Source organism: Streptomyces sp. NPDC002742, from assembly GCF_042888885.1.
Lineage (GTDB): Bacteria > Actinomycetota > Actinomycetes > Streptomycetales > Streptomycetaceae > Streptomyces.
Genome location: NZ_JBIAQF010000039.1, coordinates 1 through 17,845 on the forward strand (window position 1 = coordinate 1; position 17,845 = coordinate 17,845).

The window sequence follows — 17,845 nt, forward strand, 5'->3', positions numbered from 1 at the left end:
TCACCAACTGCCAGGTCGGCGTCTCGCTCCACCTCGCGTCCGACCGCGCCTCGACGGCGGTCAACTGGCGGCTGTTCCTGCCCCCGAGCTGGGATTCCGCCTCGCCGAAGGCCGATGCGGACAAGGTCGCCCGACGTGCTGCCTGCGGCATCCCCGACGATGTCGGGCACGTGGAGAAGTGGCAGCTGGCCCTGGACATGCTGGATGAGACCCGTTCCTGGGGGATCGAGGTGCCGCTGGCGATCGCGGACGCGGGTTACGGCGACGCCGCCGCGTTCCGGCACGGACTGCAGGAGCGCAATCTGAATTACGTGGTGGGGATCTCCAGCACGCTGTCGGCCCAGCCCGCCGGTGCGGTGCCGGTGGCCGAGCCGTACTCGGGGTCCGGACGCCCGCCGGTGGCGAAGTATCCCGACCAGCCGCGGTCGGTGAAGGAGCTGGTCATCGCGGCGGGCCGGCAGGCGGTCCGGCCGGTGCAGTGGCGCCAGGGCTCCCGGCCCGGCACCGGCCGCAGCGGCTTCAAGCGCATGTACTCCCGCTTCGTGGCCCTGCGGATCCGGCCCGCCGGACGCGAGGTCCGCCAGAGCGTCGACGGCCCGGAACTGCCCGTGTGCCGGCTGCTGGCCCAATGGCCCGCCGGCGAGAGTGAGCCGGTGCAGTACTGGCTGTCCGACCTGCCCTCCGGCCTACCGTTGACCACCCTGGTCCGCCTCGCCAAACTCCGCCGGCGCATCGAGCACGACTACCGGGAGATGAAACAGGCCCTGGGACTTGCCCACTTCGAGGGCCGGACCTGGGGCGGATGGCACCACCACGTCACCCTCGTCTGCGTCGCGCACGCCTTCTGCACCCTGCAACGACTGGCCCAAGCCCCAAAAGAGCCGGCGCCGGCCTGAGCCTCTACCAGGTCGTCCGCGAGCTACAGACACTCCTCGCCCTGTGGACCGGCGCCTGCCCCACCTGCCACCGCGACATACCAACACCCATATCAACCTGACCAGGCACTACTAGCAGGGCAAGGGCTGCAAGCGTCCGTCAGACACAGATCCAGCAGTAGAGGCGATGCCCTCGCTCGACCGCCCGGCTCGCCAGGTCGACGGCCTGCTCGAGGAACTCCGCAAGGCCGTCCGGATCTGGCGGCGTGGGGAACACGTCCGATGCGGCCCATACCCGGGCCAAGCCGTGCAATGAACCATGGTCAGCGGCGGCGAGTGCGTCACGCAAGGCATCTGTTAGCGACAAACAAAACAGTTGCCCATCGTCAGCCGTCGCGAGCAGGTGACCATGCCGCAGGTCCTCCTGGACAGTCTTGGCCGACCGGCCCGAAAGGATCACCTCCACCGGCAGCAGGTCGACGGTCGGATCCATACCGTTGACGTCAAACCCGTCATAGCCCGTCGCGGTCGGTTCGTCGTCCTCGCGTATCACGGCCCGGACCGCGTCGTCATCGTCAGCAGCGGCAAAGTAGCCATAGATAACTCCCATGCGGCAATCTTGGCACCCGCCCCTGACACCCGCTCTCGGTCAGTCCTTCACTCCAGAGGAACCGCACCCATCGAAGTTTGAGCAGCCGGGGTGTTGGTGTGCCAGGGGTAGGGGTTGTGGGGTCGCGGAGGCCTGCGCTTTGGCCCGGCCTTGAGGGGGCCTGTTGCCGTCGCGGGAGGATCTCAAGTCTCCGTTCGTCGGGTTGACCCGTGGTGGTCGCAGCGACGATGGAATATCGCGCGGTACTCCCTCGGCCGCTGGCCCGTATGTCTGGCAAAGATGCCGCTGAACGCCCCAGGGTCGCCGTACCCGACGTCGCCTGCGATGCTCGCGACGGTCCTGTCGGTCGTCTCCAGCAGGTGTCTGGCTCGACGCACCCGGACCGTCTGCAGGTACGCGAGTGGCGTCTCGCCGGCTTCGTCGCCGAAGCGGCGGAGCATGGTTCTCGTGCTTACGTGGAACTCCTGGGCGAGGGTGGGCAGGTCATAGCGAGCACTGAGGTTCTGGTCGAGCCACCGCTTGACACTGAGCGAGAACTCCCTGCCCACAGTGGGTATGAGCCCAGGGTCGACATAGGGAGCCTGCGTGGAACGCGCGTCATCAACAAGCGCGATACGCGCGGTGCTACGGGCGACGCGGGGGCCGTCGTGCTCGCGGATGAGCTGCAGGGCGAAGTCGTACATGGCGCTGAAGGCCGCTGTGGTCGTCACCCCCCGGTCGGTCACGACCAAGCTGTCCGGGCGGAGGCGCACGTCGGCGTACCGGCGGGCGAACCGATCCGCGAACAACCAGGACGTGGTCGCTTGGCGCCCGTCGAGCAGCCCGGCTTCAGCGACCAGGAAGGCGCCCACGCAGATCGATACGACAGCGGTCCCCGAGGCCGCCTGCGATCGAATCGACGCTGCTTCCGGTCCCAGGTTTGCGAGTGTCGCGTCGAGATCGAGCGTGGGCGAAAGCTCGAATCCCGGCACGATCAGGATGTCCACCGGGCGGACCGCCGAGACGTCGAGGACCGAGCCGCCGGCCGCGATCACACGACGCCGGGGCGAGATGACCGACGCCTCGTAGGCCGGCTGAACCGACCCTTGCGCCGCGGCGACGTGAGTTGCCATTGCCAGGAGGTCAGGGACGCCGAATACCTCCGACGCGAAGCAGCCGGGGTAGGCCAGCACACCAACGCGCAGCGGACTCATGCGGCCCCTCCGGCACCTTCGAACGGGTGGCGATATTACCGTGATACGTGGCGATGCCGCCGCTTCTCAGAAGGGGCGGCCGCTCGTCATCATCTCGGTCATGACAATCATGCGAGGACAGAGCGACCCCTTGGACGACTTCTCACGGAGAGCCGTCAGCGTCGATGACGTCGACAAAACCGTGTACGTTGCCGGGTCAGGACCGGCAGTCATCCTCATGCCTGAGATGCCGGGTATCAGCCCCGACGTTGCGCGGTTCGCGCGGTGGGTGCGTGATGCCGGCTTCTCCGTGTACCTGCCCTCTCTTTTCGGCGTCGACGGTGCCTATCCGCTCGCCGAGGCACGCGAGACCGTCGTTCGACGCGCCTGCGTCAGCGCCGAGTTCCGAGCCTTCGCCGGTGGCGGCACCAGCCCCGTCGTCACGTGGCTGCGCGGCCTCGCCCGCCTGGCGCACGCCGAGCGTGGCGGCCCTGGCGTCGGCGCCGTCGGTCTGTGTTTTACCGGCAACTTCGCCTTGACCATGGCGCTCGAACCGGCTGTCATCGCACCAGTGGTCAATCATCCGTCGCTTCCGCTGGACGATCCCGGCGGTCTGGAGATCAGCGACGAAGACGCTGCTGCCGTGGCTGAACGCGTAGCGCGAGAGGGATTGAAGGTTCTCGCTTACCGCTTCGACAACGACAGGTGGTGCACTGGTCAGCGGTTCGCGGCTTACCGAGCGCTGCTCGGGGACGCATTCGACGGCCGCGTACTCAAAGCCGAGACGGCGAACACGAACCCTCCGCCCTTCTTCCGTGACGTCGTCGGTTGCGCCCACAGCGTCGTCACGGCACACCTAGTCGACCAGGACGGTCACCCCACCATGCAGGCCCGGAACGAGATCATCGCCTTCCTGGCCGAGCGGCTCGGGATGTGGGCTGAATGAGCCCTTGGCACTCCGGCACCTGGCGATGTGACAGAGCGCCGCCGCTTCCCGATGCGATCTGGTCGTCGGCCTGGGGCACTCGTGACCGCCCCTCGGCGACCACGCGTGACACAGGCCACTCAGATTTCGATGACACACGCTCAATCTTCAGTGGCGCAGGACAGCCTCTCCGGTAGGTCGTGGTATCTGATCACGCTGAAGGGGAGAGCTGTTCGCGTACCCATTCGGGGTCGGGGTTGGTGTGTGGCTGGCCCGCCACGACGACGGTCGGCACGGTCTCGTTGCCGTCGTTGGCTGCTCTCACCGCTGCGGCTGCTGCCGGGTCGCGCCAGATGTTGACCCAGTGCAACTGGCGGGCGCTGCCGCCCAGCCGGATGCGCAGTCGTATGCAGTACTTGCAGCCCGGCCGCCAGAAGACGACTGGTCGGCCGTCGACCGCGCTGCGGCGTTGTGCCTCCTGCGCACCGATCGACCTCGGGAAGATCAGGGGTGAGTTCACGCCGGCGAGCGCCAGGAACGCCAGCAGGAGTGCTGCGGCTGTGCCGGGGCTCCCCTTGAAGATCTGCCCGGTCGCGACGGCTGAGCCGCTGAGCACAAGCAGCATCGGCAGGATCCAAGCGCGCATCATGGTGATGCAGGCTATCGATGAGTCGAATTGCTCCTCGAACTAGGTCGTTCACCTGGGTGTTCGCCGGACGTTGAGGCGGACTTCGTCTGATCATGTGCTCCGGCCAAGGACACACGTGACCACGACGAAGGCCGTAAAGGTGAGTGTGCTGCCTGATCATGCTCCGGGGGAAGCGTTCGCGAAAGCGTCACGCTTCCGGGAGGACTAATTCGACTGTCTGACGGCGCGCGGGGACGAACTGTTCGACCTCGCCGGCGCGTTGCTGTGCGCGGACGGACCGGTGACCTCGCCGGTGGACCTGACGCTCATGGGCGCCTTCCACGGCCTGGGGCCATGAGCCCCTTCGACGCGCCGCGCGTTGGCAGACGAGCCAGTAGATGAGCGCAGCAGGTGGCGAGACGCACAGCAGGACGATCAGCAGGCGGGAGTCGATCACACGAGTGGGTCGCGCTGGCGGTTCCGCGTCGCCCGGCAGGTCCGCCAAGAGGGCATGGAGTTGCTCGCGGGTGCGCGCTTCGTAGGCCACGACCACGCGTTCTTCGAGTTCGGGAAGTGTCAGTCGGCCAACTGCGTAGTGGTGTTGCAGTTGCGCTTCGACCAGGTCGCGTTCGGCGTCCGAGGCTCGTAACGCAGGGCTGGTGGGGTGCTCCTCGCTGTCATTCATGGCGGCCTCTCAGGCGGGGGCGTCCGGGGATGGGCGGTCTTGCAGGTCGACGACCGCGATAACCACCCGCGTCCAGACCCCTGGGGCGTCGCGGTCCCCGAATCGGGTGGCGAGCCGTTCGATGTGACCGCGCAGCTCGGCGAGGGCCTCGTCGGTCAGTCGCAGCGCACCACGATGCCGGGCGAGTTCACGTGCGGACTGAGGCATCTCCCACAACGCCTCCAGGAGCCGGATGCAAACTCGACAACCAATAGGGGGCGCGATCAGTCGGAGCTGTTGGTACGGAGCCAGGCCAGAGGTTTCCATCCCGGACGGGCCGGTGCGGTGCCTGGGCAGCCGCGTCAGCCGGCCGAGGCTTGCCGGGCTTGTGCCTTGGTGTGTGCGAGCCGACAGGACTCGGTGCCGGCCTGGATGATTGCGCCACCGGTCTGCGGAGCGGGCCTGTTCCAGCACTGTCGACCCGGGGAAGGCGCCCGGCTTGCGCATCAACGCTTCCAGGTAGTGGTCCAGGGCCGGGCGGCAGCCGTTGCGGCCTCCGAGACGCTCGTGCCGGGTCACCACGGTCCGGCCGTCATAGACGATCAGGTCGTTGGCGTGCGGCAGGACTCGCAGCTGACGTCCGATGAAGCGGACCGGCACCGAGTGGGCATTGCCGCGGACGCTGATCTGGGTGAACCGGTCGACCCGGGGAGTGAACCAGCGGCCCGTCTCGAACGGCTCGGTCGGCAGCGGCCTGAGCAGGTGCTGTTCGCCCGCGAAGTAGTCACCGACGGTGCGTATGCGGCCCCGCAGCAGTCGTGCCTCATCGTCCTGGTTCCCACTGGTCGACCATCGCGTTCAGTTCGGTGAGCGGGGCGGCCTCGGGAACGGGAACGAAGTGGTTACGGCGGAAGTATCCGGTCTGTCCCTCGACCCCGCCCTTCTCGTGGGCGCCCTCGATACCGGGTCGGCAGTAGAACGCCTCGACGCCCAGTGCGAGCGGAACGCGGTCCAGCGATCTGCCTCCACCCGGCCCCGGTAGAGGCCCAGCACCCGCTCGACCGCGGCCAGCAGGTTGCCGCAGCGGACGTGCCTGCGGGGGATGCCGCCCAGGACCCGGAACGCGTGCACGTGTAATTCGAAGAAGGCTTCCTGACCTGCGGTGGCGAACACCCTTCTCTGCACTATGCCGGGTGCCCTGCAATGACTCGCTCGACCACGGTGTCGGGGTCGGGGTCGGGGTCGGGATTCGACGGCGTCAGGCGGGAGTGATGAATGGTCTCGCGCTGGCCCACTCCCAGAAGGCATCGCCCGCGTTGACCGCCGACTCCATGACAGCAAACAGGCTGGAGGGCTCGGTGTTCGGCGGGACGTCGACTGCGACGTAGCGCTCGCCGCTCCACTCGCTCAGGAGTCCCGCCTGGCTGATCTCGGCCCTGATCCGGTCTGCCGCCTGCTGGCGGTCTTCGGCGGGCAACTCGGGGACGAACATCATCCGCAGTGCCCGATGACCGGACGCCCTGACCAGCTCGTCAACGTAGTTGTCATCCGTCAGGAGCACAGTGTCGCCGAGCGCGAGTCCATAGGTGAAGAACGGGATGCAGGCGACCTCGTAGGTTCCGTTGGCGACGGCTTTGAGGCAGAGCTGTTCGACTCGTCCGCCCATGCCGAAGCTGGCCAGGTCGGCTCGTGCGATCCAGTTGCTCGCGGAGCGACCAACTGGATCGTCGTGAACGATGAACCTCATGACGTGCACTCCCTGGCGGCTCCGGTGGCCTGCCATGATGCCGTAGTCGATCAATGTGACCTCCGCCGGGGCGCCCCGAATGCGGTGGGCCTGGAGCGGTGAAGCCGGCTCGTGGGACCCCGCCACGCAGGTCCTGGCGCCACCGCCGGACCACCCGCGACCGGGCTACCGGCTCTGCGCGGCGAACGGCTGCACCACGGCTGCCGAGCCGGACGACGGCCTCTGCGTGACCTGCTCCCGCTTCCAGCAGGCCAGTGGCCTACCGCTGGAAGTCTTCGTGACCGCGCCAGCGCGGCGGGCTCCGGCCCGAGGCGACCACGGACCATGCGCGGTGCCCCGCTGCGCGCGGCCGGCCAGGACACGCCGGACCGGTTTGTGCATCACCCATGGTCGCCAGTGCGACCGCCTCGGCTGAACACCGCCGCATTCGTCTCACGGCCCTGCGTACTTCCCGCAGCCAGATCCTGGCTTCTGGCGCAGTGAACAGCGACGTGGTCACGGCCTGGTGGAAGGAGCAGCCGGACAACGCGGATGCGCTGCTGATGTGGGCCAGGGTGCAGACGCAGCGCGCCCTCAACGCAAGGTGCGGCGCGGTGACGGCGCGGGTCGTGCTGCGGAGCATCGGTGACGCCCGCCGTGCCCGCTGGAACGCCGCCCAGACTCTGCCGAACGACCCCGTGCAGTGAGTGTGCCGTCTGGCTCTGGCTCAACTGGACCTCGACCGCAGGTACATGCATCTCCCCGAGCACGGGGCCGCTCCGCCGGAGGCCCTGCCGCCGCCCGGACCGTGGCCCCTGCTGTGGGAGGTCGTCCGCCGCGATCCCGACAACCGCGAGGGCTATCACCGCATGCTCCAGTGCTTCCAGGCCCGCAGGCAGGGCACTTGGGACTTCGCGCGGTGGACGGCACTGAGGTCGCGCGAGGAAACGAAGAACTACTGGCGCAGGACACTCGGGCGCCGTGATCGACGAGGCGCAGGAGCTTTGAACTGGCATGTCAGAAGCGGCCAGTAGCCTCAGGCACCATGGGCATTCAGATCGATGTAGTGGCTGGCCACCCGATCAACGATGAGGTGGAGAGGGTGCTCGGGTTGGCCGAGGCGGTTGGCGAGCCCGTCACGGTCACGTTTATGTGGGAGGGGCGTGAAGTGGCGGAACGCGCGGTGCTCGTGCCTGCGGCCACGCTGGCTCTCTGGGAGCATTGGGCCCCCACCGCCTACCCGACGAGTGGCGCTGGAGACGAGAACCGGGCTGTGGCGGAGGAGCCGGAACTGGCCCACCCAGCGGAATTCGGCGTGTTCACGCTCTTTCGTCGTCGCGTAGGAGGGCGCACGGCGGTTGCTCGCAAAGGCGTGGTGGTCGCCGAGCTACTGGACCCCGACGAGGCGCACTGGCTCCAGGAGAAGGCCCGCGATGTCCGCCAAGGCTTCATGGATCCGAAGCAGAAGGCGGCGTTCGAGGAGTTCCTTGGCCGGCAGGCACCCCTCGATGAGCAGTGACGCGCCGACTCATGTTTCGTGGCTTTGTAATTGATCTTCGGGTTCTGGTCCACTTCGTGCGGTGTGGTGATGCCTGCCGTCGGCATCGGTGGATCTTCAGGGGGATCCGACGGCGATCGCCCTGGTGCGTGAGGCGCTCGACGGAGCAGCGCATACTGCGGAGGGCACGGCTCCCGGCCCCGAAGGCGACCGGTTCCTCGTGCCGACGGCACACCGCTGGCGGATCTACCTGCCCTGTCCCTCGGCCCACCAGACACCCCAGGTCTACGTCTGCCTTCACAACCTGAGCGACCGGCCGCTGCTCGTCGCACTGCTGAACCTGACCGACCGCTATCGCTGCCATGCCGGGCTCTTCTTCGGCGACCTGGGAGGGAAGCCCGGGAGCGAGTGCGGCTGAATGCTGTGGCTCGGTTCGAAGCCGGGGATAGGAACAAGGCCATCGCCGCCGCTCTGCGGGTGTCTGAAAGATCGGTGGAACGGTGGCGTCGGCAGTGGCGTGAGGGTGGGGCGGCTGGTGTTGCCTCGAAGGGGTCGCCCGGTAGGCCGAGGCTAGCGGTGCCCAGGTCGTAGCCGGAGGGGTCGAAGCGGGTGATCCGGCGGATGCCGCTGTCGCCGCGCAGCACGGCCGACCAGTAGTCGTCGGGGTTGAGCCCGGTGGGGGCGACGATACCGATCCCGGTGATCACGGACCGTACCGTCGTGCCGGTGGCGCTGCTCACGCTGGCCTCCCTTCCGGCTTGTTGAGTACCAGCGCGCTCTGGAAGCCGCCGAAGCCGCTGGCCACGCTGAGCACCGTGCCGACCGCGCTCTCGCGGGCCACCAGCGGTACGTAGTCGAGGTCGCACTCCGGGTCCGGCTCGTGCAGGTTGGCTGTTGGCGGATCACCGAGTGCTCGACGGCCAGAGCGCACGCCGCTGTCTCCAGCGCGCCGATGGCGCCCAGGGAGTGCCCGATCATCGACTTGATGGAACTGACAGGGGTGCGGTAAGCGTGATGTCCCAGGCTGCGCTTGAGCGCACTGGTTTCGTGCCGGTCGTTCTGCTTGGTGGACGACCGTGGGCGTTCACGTAGGCGATCTCGCCAGGGTTGAAGCGGGACATGTCCAGGGCCGCGGTGATGGCGTCCGACATCTCCAGGCCCTCGTCGCTCAGCCCGGTCATGGAGTACGCGTTGCACCGAGAGGCGTGGCCGGAGAGCTCGGCGTACACATGGGCGTCGCGCCGCCGAGCGTGCTCCAACTCCTCCAGGACGAACACCGCGCGGCCCTCGCCGAGCACGAAGCCGTTACGGGTGCGGTCGAAGGGCCGGGAGGCGGTCTCCGGGCTGTCATTGCGAGCCGAGGTCGCCTTGATGGCGTCGAAACAGGCCACAGTGATGGGCGAGATCGCCGCGTCGGACGCGCCCGCGATGATCACGTCCGCGTGGCCTTCGCGGATCAGGTCCGTCGCGTGCCCCAGGACGTCGATACCGGAGGTGCAGCCAGTGGACACCACGCCCACCGGGCCCTCCGCATCGGTGATCCAAGCGAGCTCCGCGGCCATGGAGGACGGCACGAAGTAGTCGTACAGATAGGGCGAACCGTGGAACTCGTCCACCAGCCACGACTTGCCCTCATCGCTGACGAGGGCGTACTCGCTGTCGAGGCTCATGGTGCTGTCACAGGCCGTCCCCATCATCACGCCAGTCCGGTGCGGATCGGACTGGCCTGCGCTGAGCGGGTCGAAATCGCACTCCGCCGCCACTCGGGATCGGAAGGGTGCCGCGCCGAACAACGAGATGGTGCGGGTGGCCGTACGTCCTGACGTGAGCAGTTCCCAGTACTGCTTCCTGCCGATTCCACCAGGGGCCACCACGCCGATTCCAGTAATGACAACGCGGCGCCCCTCGGGTATTCCTGTCACCGTAACTCCCTCCGCTGGTGATTCCCGGAGCACACCATCCAGCGGTCTAATTTCCGGGCTGGATTCGAGAACGCGATGGCGCGATCGAGGATGATTCGAAGTCCGATCCACGGACCATTTCCTGCACTCCGCGGAGGCTCCTCAGAGGGCCGGCGCCGGAGTCCGGTGTGCCGGGACGCGCCGGGTGGCCGGCTGGATCGGGCTGTGTGCGGAGCGCGCCCGTGAGTCCGCTGCGAGAATCTTGTGGTGCAGCTCCCACAGCTCGGGCGAGGGCTCCAGCCCGAGCTCGTGGCGCAACAGATTACGCACGGTCTGATAGGCGCGCAGAGCCTCGCTGCGGCATCCCGGCTTGTTCAGCGCAATGATGAGCTGGGCGTGGAACCAGTCGTTGAGCGGGTGAACGGCCACCAGGGAGGGACGACGAGCCGCTGGATCAGAGCTGGCGCCCCATCGACCCGGACCGGGACCACTTCGAACCTCGCGGCAGGCAGGAGGCACCGTGGCCCGTCGACTGCACGGTCCTGTACTGGTGGCACCATCGCGATACCGGATTCTGGCGCCGCAGCAGCTGAGGCGGTCAGCTGTAGGTTCGCATTCTCAGTGTCCTATTCTCACAGGCGGTGTCCCCTGCCCGGCCCGAAGGACACGGAAGTGAGACAAACGTGTCTTGTCGCGGTGCGGCTGGCGGATTGTCACTCGGTCTCATCGGGGCTGCCAGATTCTCACTGCGCCGCGGTTGACCGCTGGATGTTCGTCTCGTCGAACCTTGGCTGGCCCGGCACCAGCAACTGGGGCCGCACATGGACGCATCTGGGCAGGGAATACGGTGACGACGTGACGGAGACACTGCCCGCTGATGTGGCCCTCGTGCTGGAGGCCGTTCTCGGCGAGGAGGATCCGGTCCACCTCGCACTTCGCCAGCAGGTGTCGCACATCCGCGTGCGAGAACGCTGCACGTGTGGGTGCGGCACCGCGTACTTCGATCTCGATACAGAAGCGGTGGAGCCAGCGCCGTCCGGGCCGGGCACTGTGGTGGCGGCCGAGGTCCAGATCTTCACGGAAGACGGAGAGTGCCCCGGCGAGGTGCTGGTCTTCGCGCAGGGCGGCTACCTCTCGTGGCTGGAGGTCTGCTCCTGGAGCGACGACATCGAGGTAACCCTGGCCACCGCTCAACGCTCGCTGCGTTCTTGAAGCTGGAGCCCTTCACCGAGGGCCGGCTCCGTTTCTGACCTGGGGCGGTCGGCTCGCAACCCACGCGGGATTCCGTAGAAGTCAGATGCACCGAGAATCCCGAACCGGGAGTTCTGATCCGACCTGGCAACCCCGCAGCTCAGCGCAAGGTCCACAGACAAGCTCAATTCGACGGGACAAACGACTGGGGTTTGACCCCGCGAGAACTCAACGCTTCAGGCCGTGCCCGGACGCGCCGGGGGCGGGCTCACTGTTGCACCGGCCCCGCAGCGACGGCGTCCAGCTGCTCCTTCGACCACGAGAGCCTGCCGGCTCGCAAGTCTTCGACCACGGTGCGCACCCACTCCAGCTCCGCGGCCGTCACGGCCCGCAGGTACTCGGTCTCCAGGCGGGTGATGCGCGGCAGCCCCTGCTCCGCCTCAGCAGCCAAGGCCACGTCCAGTCCGTCGAGCTTCTCCGAGAGCGCGTCGACCCGCCGCTCCAGTACGTCCGCCATCTCTTCCGGCGTGAGCAGCAGCAGATTCGAGAGGGCGGCCGGGAACTCCGGGAACTCCTGCTTGGGCGCGGAGAGCATCTCCTCCAGCCAGGCGCGGGCGGTCTCGCGCCCCACCTCGGTGACCTCGTACACGGTCCGCTCGGGGTACTGCTGATCGCGCCCGGTCTCGCGGACGGCGATCAGCCCGTCGCCATTGAGTCGCTCGATCGTGCGGTAGAGGCTCGCACGCTGCCTGACGTTGACGACCTGCTCCTTGCCCCAGTCCTTGACCAGCCGCTGGATGCCGTACGGGTGCAGCGGTTTGTAGTGCAGCAGGGCCAGGACGGTCAGGGCGAGGGGGGAGCTGCGGGGAGCCGATGTGGTCATGGACTCGATTTTAGCCCCGGAATAACTAGTTGACGAGATACTAGTTGCAGTGCAACTATCAAATCGTCAACGCGACACCACCCGAGAGGAACCACCGAGATGTCCCTCACCGAGCGCATCCACTCCGACCACGACCTCGTCAAGCACCTCGGCAACTGGACCGAGGCCGGCCACTTCGAGATCAAGGCCCGCCATGGCACCGCTGTCCTCGACCTCCGCTCCCCCGGCCTCCCCGACGACGTCGAGATCCACCTCGACATGGACCGGGCCACGGTCAAGCTGCTCGTCGACGACGGCACCGCCGTCGACCACTGGAACCTGAGGTGGACCGCCCGCGGCAAGGTCAAGGACTCCCAGTCCTCATCCACCCACGACACGACGGCCGGCCGCCGTGTCCGCCTGTCCGGCTCCGCGACGAACAGCGAGATCCGCATCCACCGCGGTGGCATCGCGATCCTGTCGGCGATGTTCTCCCGTGCGTACGTCCAGGATGTGCGCCGCGCACACAAGAGCGGCGGCGTACCGACGATCAACGACCCTGCGAGGGGGAACCAGTCATGACCCGCATCGGCAAAGCCCGCACCGCGCTCGTCATCGGCGGCGGCATCGCGGGCCCGGTCGCCGCGATGGCCCTCCGCCAGGCAGGTATCGAGGCCGCCGTCCACGAGGCGTACGACTCCACGGCCGATGGGGCCGGAGGCGGCATGACCATCGCCCCGAACGGCCAGAACGCCCTCGACGCGATCGGCGCGGGCGACCTCGTCCGCACCATCGGCACACCGGTCACCGCCATGGGGCTACGGAGCTGGACAGGTAAGCACCTCGCGCAGTTCGCCCCGCCCTCCCGCCTCCCGTCCCCGCAGTTCGTCTGGCGCGCCGATCTCTACCGCGCGATCTACGACGAGGCGGAGCGCCGCTCCGTCACCATCCACCACGGCAAGCGGCTGACCGGCACGACGGACACCACCTCCGGCATCACCGCGCACTTCGCGGACGGTACGGAGGCGAGCGCCGATGTCCTCATCGGCGCCGACGGCATCCGCTCCACGGTCCGCTCCCTGATCGACCCGGCCGCAGCACAGCCGAACTACGCCGGCCTGGTCTGCTTCGGAGCGCGGATGCACCAGTCAGGGATGCCCTCCACCGACGGCGTCATGTACCTGTGCTTCGGCAAGCGCGCATTCTTCGGCTACCAGGTCTTCGACGACTCCTCGGCGGTGTGGTTCGTGAACCTGCCCCACCGCGCCCCGATGACAGTCGCCGAGGCCCAGGCGATCGGCGCCGAGGAGTGGATGCGCATCCTGCGGACCGCCTTCTCCGACGACCGCACCCCGGCCCTCGAGATGATCAGCCGTACCGACGCCGCCCAACTCCTCATCACCGGCCCGATGGAGAACATGCCGAGGGTCGCGAACTGGACCCACGGCCGCATGACCCTGATCGGCGACGCCGCCCACGCCGCCTCGTCCAGCTCCGGGCAGGGCGCCTCCATCGCCGCCGAAAGTGCCGTCGAACTGGCGCGCTGCATGCGGGACCTGCCCTACGACCAGGCTTTCGCGGCATACGAACAACTGCGCCGCCCCCGCGTCGAACGCATCATCAAGCTCGGCGCCCGCACGAACAGCAACAAGACCGCGGGCCCGGTCGGCCGCGTACTGCGCGACCTCGTGATGCCGGCGACCATGAAGCTGATCAACCCGGAGAAGATGGCCTGGCAGTTCGACCACCACATCGACTGGGACGCGAAGGCAGCCCCGCTCACGTGAACCCCAGCCCGTCCGCCGGGAACGGGCTGATGCTCGTACACGTTGCCCCCTACTCCGTGACGAAGGGTGCGTATCCGACCGGGACCTCGCTCACCTGCAGGTCCGAGAAGAGCAAGGTCAGGTTGTGCGTGTTGGTCTCCATGCGTACCTCATGGAAGTCGACCCCGAGGGCGTTCGACCAGCGGCGGGTCGCCTCTGACTCAGGGAGGAGCTTGGCTCCCGGGTACAGGCAGTGCCACTTCACGCCCCAGACGTATCCGTCGAGGTCGACGCCGGTCTCGGACTCGATGAGCCGGTCGTCCAAAGAGACACGCCAGGTCTCCGCCGGCACTGACGTCTCGCACCGGGCCTCGACGCAGTACCGAAAGAGATACCGCAGGTGGGACGGCATGATGCCGGTACGGGGATCCGCAGTCGCGTAGACGATGACCTCGTAGTCGCGCATGTAGCTGGTGTATCCGTGGTGCACGACAGCGTGATCGAAGGCCTCGTCCAGCATCTGTTCAAGAACGGCGGTATCCATACCGCCCTTCTACCTCACTCGGCGAGAGCCTCGACAACGAGATTTACAGGCGGCAGCCACCGTTGCCTCAGAGATCGCCCGGACAAGTCCTGGCAGCATCGCGAGCACCATGGCCCGGTCCCGTGCAGTGTTCAGTGTGCCGAGCACCCCCTCGACCTCGTCCGGGCCAAGAACGCGTGGCAGGGTCGGGGCGTCCGCAACAACGGGGCCCCGCGATTTCCTCCCCGTCGGCGTTCGGCCAGCCCCGTCGGCACCGGATTGCGCTTGACGGCCAGGTCATCGCGGGTCATCAGGTAGCCGAACAGCCCCGAGACACCGGCGAGTCGACGCTTGATCGTCCGTGCCGACAGACCCGCTTCACCGTCCTCGAGGCGGACGACCTTCGTTCCTCGTCGCGGCTTCCTCCGTGCGGTGATGAACGCGAAAACGTCGGCGGTGACGACATCTGTAGGCTCCTTGGGCACTGCCGAGAAGAAAACCTTCAGGTGGCAGGCGGTGGCCAGCAGCGTGTTCAGCCGGCAGCGAGCCGCCACGAACTCCAGGTAGTCGTCGACCAACGCGTGATCCAGCGATGCCGCAGGATTGCCTGCGGCATCGACACCTCGTACCAACTCCGGCTGCCCGGCCATCCGAGCTCCTCGACGGGAGCGACCATCCTGGCCGGGAACACGAGATCGCCGAAGAGTCGTCACCCACATAACCGCCCAGGACCCGGAACGCGTGCACATGGCCTTCGAAGAAAGCTTCCTGACCTGCGGTGGAGAACACCGGGTGCACCGCCTTGCCCGAGTACGACAGCCGCAGCGAGAACTGGTAGAGACGCGTCATATCACCGGCCAGCACCATGCTGACCTCACCGAAGTCGACCTCTGCCTCAGCCCCCGGCAGGTGCGTCTGCGGAACGAACATGGCCTGCGGACCGATCCCCGCGTCCTGCCTGATCTGCGGACGCCGGTCCTTCACATAGGTGCGGACCATCGGATACGAGATCTCATGGGCGTCGTGCTCGTCCACCAGCCGGTCGAAGATCCGCTGAGCTGTGTGCCGCTGCTTGGCCGGCGCGTCCAGATCCGCCCGCAGGATCCCGTCGACCAGCGACTTGTATGGATCAAGCCGCGATTCACGGCGCCGGTGCTGTCTGCGCGGCTCAGGCCACTTGCCGTCCAGAGCCCGACGCAAGGTCCGCCACGTGACGTTGTGCTTGCGCTGTAGCGCCCGCTGCGACATGCCTCCTTAATGATCACGACGGATCGCTGCGTACAGATCAACCTTCGATTGCGGCATACGGCCCCCAGCGGCAGAAGCACAGTCCACCGCCCCACCGCAATACCTCAGGTGACGTCAAAACAAACCGACATCGCAAACTCGGTCAGAAGGTGACTCCCGGCATCACCTCGAAACGACTCCCGCACTGAGATACAAAGCCAACATGCATGGCAGCTCCTACTAGATTGTGGTGCTTGAATGGACCGTCGTCTCTGGTCGAGCAAGGAGCGCGCTGTGCCCCTGGTGTCTGTCGTGATGCCCGTGTACAACTCGGCAGCGACGTTGGGCGCAGCTGTCCGGTCGGTGCTCACGCAGACCCACGGCGACCTGGAGCTGCTGGTCACCGACGACCAGTCCTGCGACGGATCCATGGACCTGCTCCAGGAATTCGCCCGGCAGGACAAGCGCGTCCTGCCGGAATCGGCACCCGAACGGGGCGGTGCCGGCCGGGCCCGCAACCTCGCGATTGAGCGGGCCCGCGGGGACTACGTCGCTTTCCTCGACAGCGACGACATGTGGCTGCCGGCGAAGACCGAGCGGCAGCTCGCATTCGCCGCGGAAGGTGACGCGCCGCTGACGTTCACCTCGTACTTCAAGATGGACGCCGACTACGACGGCGAGAGTACCGACTTCGTCCCGAACGGGCGCGTGGTCCGCGCGCGTGAGCACGTGGACTACCGCGCGATGCTGGTCCAGGACCACATCGGCGCTCTGACCGCCATGTACGACCGCAACGTGCTGGGCAAGAGGCTGATGCCGGAGCTACGGAAGCGGCAAGACTACGGCTTGTGGCTGTCGATCATGCGGGACGGCGCTGACGCCCGGGGCATGGCCGAGCCGCTTGCGGTTTACAGGGCCCACCAGGCGGGCTCGCTGTCCTCCAACAAGCTGTCCCTGATCCAGTACAACTGGGCGCTGTACCGCGAGCACGAGCACCTGTCGGTCCCCCGGTCGACGCGGGCGCTGGCCGGGGCGGTGTGGCAGTCGCTTCGCAATTCGCGGATCTAGAGCAGATCTAGAGCAGATCCAGAGCCTGTCTCCTTGATGAGTCGGTCCACTGATCGGCGCCCCCTGAATGCTTGCGGCACCATGCATGGAAGCCTTTCCACATGGACACATTCGCGGACCGACTCGACGGCGGGTGGAAGTGGTGGGAGGCCGCCATCGAAGAAGTGCAGGAGGGGCGCTGGGTCCGTGACGCCGTGGAACGGCAAGTGATCGAGGACATCGGCGCCGCCACAAACCCTCTTCATGGTGGGCGGATGGCCCCGTTCACCGAGGACTCGTGGCACGTACGCATTGGGAGGATCGCGAACTGGGCCGGAGTGCTACGGCTCGCGGCCCGGTCAGGCGGCTGGGTACTCCAACCGGTCGCCGGGCGCAACCCGCCGGACCCTGCCGGCATGACCGAGTTGCTTTCTGGCATCTACGCGGTCGGCGAGCAGGGAGTTCCACGACCTGCTGGGCGCCACGGTCCGCGAGAAGCTGGGCCGCGACGCGGAGCCGAGTGCGGGTGTGATCGACTCGCAGTCCGTCAAAGCGGACGCCGTCGTCGGCTCCGACAGCCGCGGGTTCGACGGCGGGAAGCTGGTCAACGGCCGCAAGCGGCACGTCGTGGTCGACACGCTCGGCCTGCCGCTGGGAGTGATGGTCACCGCCGCGGACACCGGCGACCGCGCCGCCGCCCAGGTCCTGCTGCGACAAGTCGCCGACGCGCACCACCGGCTCGCCCTGGTCTGGGCCGACGGCGACTACACCGGCAGCCTCGTCGAATACTGCCTGACCGGGCTCGCGCTGGTCCTGTCGATCGTCAAGCGCAGCGACGACATGCGTGGCTTCGTGGTGCTGCCCAAGCGGTGGATCGTGGAGCGGTTCTTCGCCCACCTGATGCGCACCCGCCGCCTTGCGCGCGACTACGAGCGCCGCACCACCAGCGCCGAAGCGATGGTCTACTGGTCGATGATCCTGCTCATGACCCGCCGCTTGGCCGCGACGCGACGACGTCTGCAAGGGTGAACCGGCCCGGCTGCCGCTCGGCGAGCCAGCCGCGTGCCACCAGGCGTTTCGCCTTCGACCGCAACACCTCCACCTTGGCCGGCACCGCGTCCAGGCCGAACAAGACAGCCAACTCCTGGCAGGTCAGCGGCCCTTGACGGAGCCGATGCCGGTCCGCGAGCGCCTGCACGATGCGCTGATAGTCCACCGACAGATGCCTGC

Annotated in this window: 22 protein-coding genes and 6 pseudogenes; 14 read left to right on the top strand and 14 right to left on the bottom strand. The window is 67.4% G+C overall.

What is annotated here, in order from left to right; genetic code table 11:
* On the top strand, positions 1-896 hold an 896-nt coding region (locus ACFYW8_RS40270), incomplete at its 5' end, for an IS701 family transposase (RefSeq protein ID WP_389090889.1).
* Between the two features lie 139 nt (positions 897-1,035).
* Here ACFYW8_RS40270 and ACFYW8_RS40275 read toward each other — a convergent pair.
* Both ACFYW8_RS40275 and ACFYW8_RS40280 read right to left on the bottom strand, forming a co-directional pair.
* Positions 1,036-1,485 (bottom strand): hypothetical protein, encoded by a 450-nt coding sequence (locus tag ACFYW8_RS40275; protein ID WP_389090894.1) that lies wholly within the window; start codon positions 1,483-1,485, stop codon positions 1,036-1,038.
* A gap of 182 nt (positions 1,486-1,667) precedes the next feature.
* Positions 1,668-2,678, bottom strand: a complete 1,011-nt coding sequence (locus ACFYW8_RS40280) for a helix-turn-helix domain-containing protein (protein ID WP_365880729.1) — start codon at positions 2,676-2,678, stop codon at positions 1,668-1,670.
* A 100-nt stretch (positions 2,679-2,778) separates the two neighbouring features.
* Here ACFYW8_RS40280 and ACFYW8_RS40285 point away from each other — a divergent pair, with 100 nt between their 5' ends.
* Positions 2,779-3,603, top strand: a complete 825-nt coding sequence (locus ACFYW8_RS40285) for a dienelactone hydrolase family protein (protein ID WP_053751392.1) — start codon at positions 2,779-2,781, stop codon at positions 3,601-3,603.
* Between the two features lie 190 nt (positions 3,604-3,793).
* Here the strand turns inward: ACFYW8_RS40285 and ACFYW8_RS40290 are convergent, their stop codons facing one another.
* Positions 3,794-4,231, bottom strand: coding sequence for a glutaredoxin domain-containing protein (locus ACFYW8_RS40290; protein WP_389090901.1), 438 nt, complete (start codon positions 4,229-4,231; stop codon positions 3,794-3,796).
* 139 nt (positions 4,232-4,370) lie between these two features.
* On the opposite strand from ACFYW8_RS40290, the pseudogene ACFYW8_RS40295 reads away from it, so the two are divergent.
* Positions 4,371-4,541, top strand: a pseudogene (locus tag ACFYW8_RS40295) (transposase); the annotation flags it as partial.
* Positions 4,542-4,712: 171 nt separating this feature from the next.
* On the opposite strand, the pseudogene ACFYW8_RS40300 reads toward ACFYW8_RS40295, so the two are convergent.
* The 4 genes and pseudogenes from ACFYW8_RS40300 to ACFYW8_RS40315 all read right to left on the bottom strand — a co-directional run.
* Positions 4,713-4,895, bottom strand: a pseudogene (locus tag ACFYW8_RS40300) (DUF1707 domain-containing protein); the annotation flags it as partial.
* A gap of 9 nt (positions 4,896-4,904) precedes the next feature.
* Positions 4,905-5,102, bottom strand: coding sequence for a hypothetical protein (locus ACFYW8_RS40305; RefSeq protein ID WP_389090905.1), 198 nt, complete (start codon positions 5,100-5,102; stop codon positions 4,905-4,907).
* Between the two features lie 327 nt (positions 5,103-5,429).
* Positions 5,430-5,690, bottom strand: a pseudogene (locus tag ACFYW8_RS40310) (IS21 family transposase); the annotation flags it as partial.
* A 442-nt stretch (positions 5,691-6,132) separates the two neighbouring features.
* Positions 6,133-6,621 (bottom strand): DUF4265 domain-containing protein, encoded by a 489-nt coding sequence (locus ACFYW8_RS40315; protein ID WP_389090910.1) that lies wholly within the window; start codon positions 6,619-6,621, stop codon positions 6,133-6,135.
* A gap of 479 nt (positions 6,622-7,100) precedes the next feature.
* On the opposite strand from ACFYW8_RS40315, the gene ACFYW8_RS40320 reads away from it, so the two are divergent.
* The 5 genes from ACFYW8_RS40320 to ACFYW8_RS40340 all read left to right on the top strand — a co-directional run bounded on the left by ACFYW8_RS40320 (position 7,101) and on the right by ACFYW8_RS40340 (position 8,689).
* Positions 7,101-7,307, top strand: coding sequence for a hypothetical protein (locus ACFYW8_RS40320; protein ID WP_389090914.1), 207 nt, complete (start codon positions 7,101-7,103; stop codon positions 7,305-7,307).
* Positions 7,308-7,634 (top strand): hypothetical protein, encoded by a 327-nt coding sequence (locus tag ACFYW8_RS40325; RefSeq protein ID WP_389090919.1) that lies wholly within the window; start codon positions 7,308-7,310, stop codon positions 7,632-7,634. It begins immediately after the preceding gene.
* 11 nt (positions 7,635-7,645) lie between these two features.
* Positions 7,646-8,119 carry a hypothetical protein gene (locus ACFYW8_RS40330; RefSeq protein ID WP_365880741.1) on the top strand — a complete coding sequence of 158 codons (474 nt, stop codon included), beginning with the start codon at positions 7,646-7,648 and terminating at the stop codon, positions 8,117-8,119.
* A gap of 88 nt (positions 8,120-8,207) precedes the next feature.
* On the top strand, positions 8,208-8,516 hold the full coding sequence (locus tag ACFYW8_RS40335; RefSeq protein ID WP_389090924.1) for a hypothetical protein: 309 nt from the start codon (positions 8,208-8,210) through the stop codon (positions 8,514-8,516).
* Positions 8,517-8,521: 5 nt separating this feature from the next.
* The gene (locus tag ACFYW8_RS40340; protein WP_389091166.1) at positions 8,522-8,689 is read left to right on the top strand and encodes a helix-turn-helix domain-containing protein; all 168 of its coding nucleotides are present in this window, start codon (positions 8,522-8,524) and stop codon (positions 8,687-8,689) included.
* Between the two features lie 5 nt (positions 8,690-8,694).
* Here the strand turns inward: ACFYW8_RS40340 and ACFYW8_RS40345 are convergent.
* The 3 genes and pseudogenes from ACFYW8_RS40345 to ACFYW8_RS40355 all read right to left on the bottom strand — a co-directional run.
* Positions 8,695-8,838, bottom strand: a pseudogene (locus ACFYW8_RS40345) (beta-ketoacyl synthase N-terminal-like domain-containing protein); the annotation flags it as partial.
* A pseudogene (locus ACFYW8_RS40350) lies at positions 8,835-10,020 on the bottom strand (beta-ketoacyl-[acyl-carrier-protein] synthase family protein). The pseudogenes ACFYW8_RS40350 and ACFYW8_RS40345, both read right to left, overlap by 4 nt.
* Positions 10,021-10,161: 141 nt before the next feature.
* Positions 10,162-10,428, bottom strand: coding sequence for a BTAD domain-containing putative transcriptional regulator (locus tag ACFYW8_RS40355; RefSeq protein ID WP_389090928.1), 267 nt, complete (start codon positions 10,426-10,428; stop codon positions 10,162-10,164).
* A gap of 339 nt (positions 10,429-10,767) precedes the next feature.
* On the opposite strand from ACFYW8_RS40355, the gene ACFYW8_RS40360 reads away from it, so the two are divergent.
* Complete coding sequence (locus tag ACFYW8_RS40360) at positions 10,768-11,211, top strand: hypothetical protein (protein ID WP_389090933.1); 444 nt, start codon at positions 10,768-10,770, stop codon at positions 11,209-11,211.
* 247 nt (positions 11,212-11,458) lie between these two features.
* On the opposite strand, the gene ACFYW8_RS40365 is transcribed toward ACFYW8_RS40360, so the two are convergent.
* Positions 11,459-12,073 (bottom strand): PadR family transcriptional regulator, encoded by a 615-nt coding sequence (locus tag ACFYW8_RS40365; RefSeq protein ID WP_326790503.1) that lies wholly within the window; start codon positions 12,071-12,073, stop codon positions 11,459-11,461.
* 99 nt (positions 12,074-12,172) lie between these two features.
* Here ACFYW8_RS40365 and ACFYW8_RS40370 point away from each other — a divergent pair, with 99 nt between their 5' ends.
* Positions 12,173-12,634 (top strand): hypothetical protein, encoded by a 462-nt coding sequence (locus ACFYW8_RS40370; protein WP_365880757.1) that lies wholly within the window; start codon positions 12,173-12,175, stop codon positions 12,632-12,634.
* On the top strand, positions 12,631-13,839 hold the full coding sequence (locus ACFYW8_RS40375; RefSeq protein WP_389090941.1) for an FAD-dependent oxidoreductase: 1,209 nt from the start codon (positions 12,631-12,633) through the stop codon (positions 13,837-13,839). The genes ACFYW8_RS40370 and ACFYW8_RS40375 overlap by 4 nt, the downstream gene beginning before the upstream one ends.
* Before the next feature lie 49 nt (positions 13,840-13,888).
* On the opposite strand, the gene ACFYW8_RS40380 is transcribed toward ACFYW8_RS40375, so the two are convergent.
* Both ACFYW8_RS40380 and ACFYW8_RS40385 read right to left on the bottom strand, forming a co-directional pair.
* Complete coding sequence (locus ACFYW8_RS40380) at positions 13,889-14,362, bottom strand: hypothetical protein (protein WP_389090945.1); 474 nt, start codon at positions 14,360-14,362, stop codon at positions 13,889-13,891.
* Positions 14,363-14,493: 131 nt separating this feature from the next.
* Positions 14,494-14,991 (bottom strand): hypothetical protein, encoded by a 498-nt coding sequence (locus tag ACFYW8_RS40385; protein ID WP_389090950.1) that lies wholly within the window; start codon positions 14,989-14,991, stop codon positions 14,494-14,496.
* 97 nt (positions 14,992-15,088) lie between these two features.
* Between ACFYW8_RS40385 and ACFYW8_RS40390 the strand changes: the two genes are divergently transcribed.
* The 3 genes from ACFYW8_RS40390 to ACFYW8_RS40400 all read left to right on the top strand — a co-directional run bounded on the left by ACFYW8_RS40390 (position 15,089) and on the right by ACFYW8_RS40400 (position 17,644).
* Positions 15,089-15,574, top strand: coding sequence for a hypothetical protein (locus tag ACFYW8_RS40390; protein WP_389090955.1), 486 nt, complete (start codon positions 15,089-15,091; stop codon positions 15,572-15,574).
* Positions 15,575-15,862: 288 nt separating this feature from the next.
* Positions 15,863-16,636, top strand: coding sequence for a glycosyltransferase family 2 protein (locus tag ACFYW8_RS40395; RefSeq protein ID WP_389090959.1), 774 nt, complete (start codon positions 15,863-15,865; stop codon positions 16,634-16,636).
* 477 nt (positions 16,637-17,113) lie between these two features.
* A complete protein-coding gene (locus tag ACFYW8_RS40400) occupies positions 17,114-17,644 on the top strand; it encodes a transposase (RefSeq protein WP_389091168.1) in 531 nt (176 codons plus the stop codon).
* Here ACFYW8_RS40400 and ACFYW8_RS40405 read toward each other — a convergent pair.
* Positions 17,598-17,837, bottom strand: a pseudogene (locus tag ACFYW8_RS40405) (hypothetical protein); the annotation flags it as partial. The gene ACFYW8_RS40400 and the pseudogene ACFYW8_RS40405 overlap by 47 nt on opposite strands.
* Positions 17,838-17,845 lie beyond the last annotated feature (8 nt).

Bases quoted from the DNA above. Each gene is read 5' to 3' on its own strand.
- ACFYW8_RS40275 (WP_389090894.1), bottom strand. From the start codon at position 1,485: ATGGGAGTTATCTATGGCTACTTTGCCGCTGCTGACGATGACGACGCG.
- ACFYW8_RS40280 (WP_365880729.1), bottom strand. From the start codon at position 2,678: ATGAGTCCGCTGCGCGTTGGTGTGCTGGCCTACCCCGGCTGCTTCGCG.
- ACFYW8_RS40285 (WP_053751392.1), top strand. From the start codon at position 2,779: ATGACAATCATGCGAGGACAGAGCGACCCCTTGGACGACTTCTCACGG.
- ACFYW8_RS40290 (WP_389090901.1), bottom strand. From the start codon at position 4,231: ATGATGCGCGCTTGGATCCTGCCGATGCTGCTTGTGCTCAGCGGCTCA.
- ACFYW8_RS40305 (WP_389090905.1), bottom strand. From the start codon at position 5,102: ATGCCTCAGTCCGCACGTGAACTCGCCCGGCATCGTGGTGCGCTGCGA.
- ACFYW8_RS40315 (WP_389090910.1), bottom strand. From the start codon at position 6,621: ATGAGGTTCATCGTTCACGACGATCCAGTTGGTCGCTCCGCGAGCAAC.
- ACFYW8_RS40330 (WP_365880741.1), top strand. From the start codon at position 7,646: ATGGGCATTCAGATCGATGTAGTGGCTGGCCACCCGATCAACGATGAG.
- ACFYW8_RS40360 (WP_389090933.1), top strand. From the start codon at position 10,768: ATGTTCGTCTCGTCGAACCTTGGCTGGCCCGGCACCAGCAACTGGGGC.
- ACFYW8_RS40365 (WP_326790503.1), bottom strand. From the start codon at position 12,073: ATGACCACATCGGCTCCCCGCAGCTCCCCCCTCGCCCTGACCGTCCTG.
- ACFYW8_RS40370 (WP_365880757.1), top strand. From the start codon at position 12,173: ATGTCCCTCACCGAGCGCATCCACTCCGACCACGACCTCGTCAAGCAC.
- ACFYW8_RS40375 (WP_389090941.1), top strand. From the start codon at position 12,631: ATGACCCGCATCGGCAAAGCCCGCACCGCGCTCGTCATCGGCGGCGGC.
- ACFYW8_RS40380 (WP_389090945.1), bottom strand. From the start codon at position 14,362: ATGGATACCGCCGTTCTTGAACAGATGCTGGACGAGGCCTTCGATCAC.
- ACFYW8_RS40385 (WP_389090950.1), bottom strand. From the start codon at position 14,991: ATGGCCGGGCAGCCGGAGTTGGTACGAGGTGTCGATGCCGCAGGCAAT.
- ACFYW8_RS40390 (WP_389090955.1), top strand. From the start codon at position 15,089: ATGGCCTTCGAAGAAAGCTTCCTGACCTGCGGTGGAGAACACCGGGTG.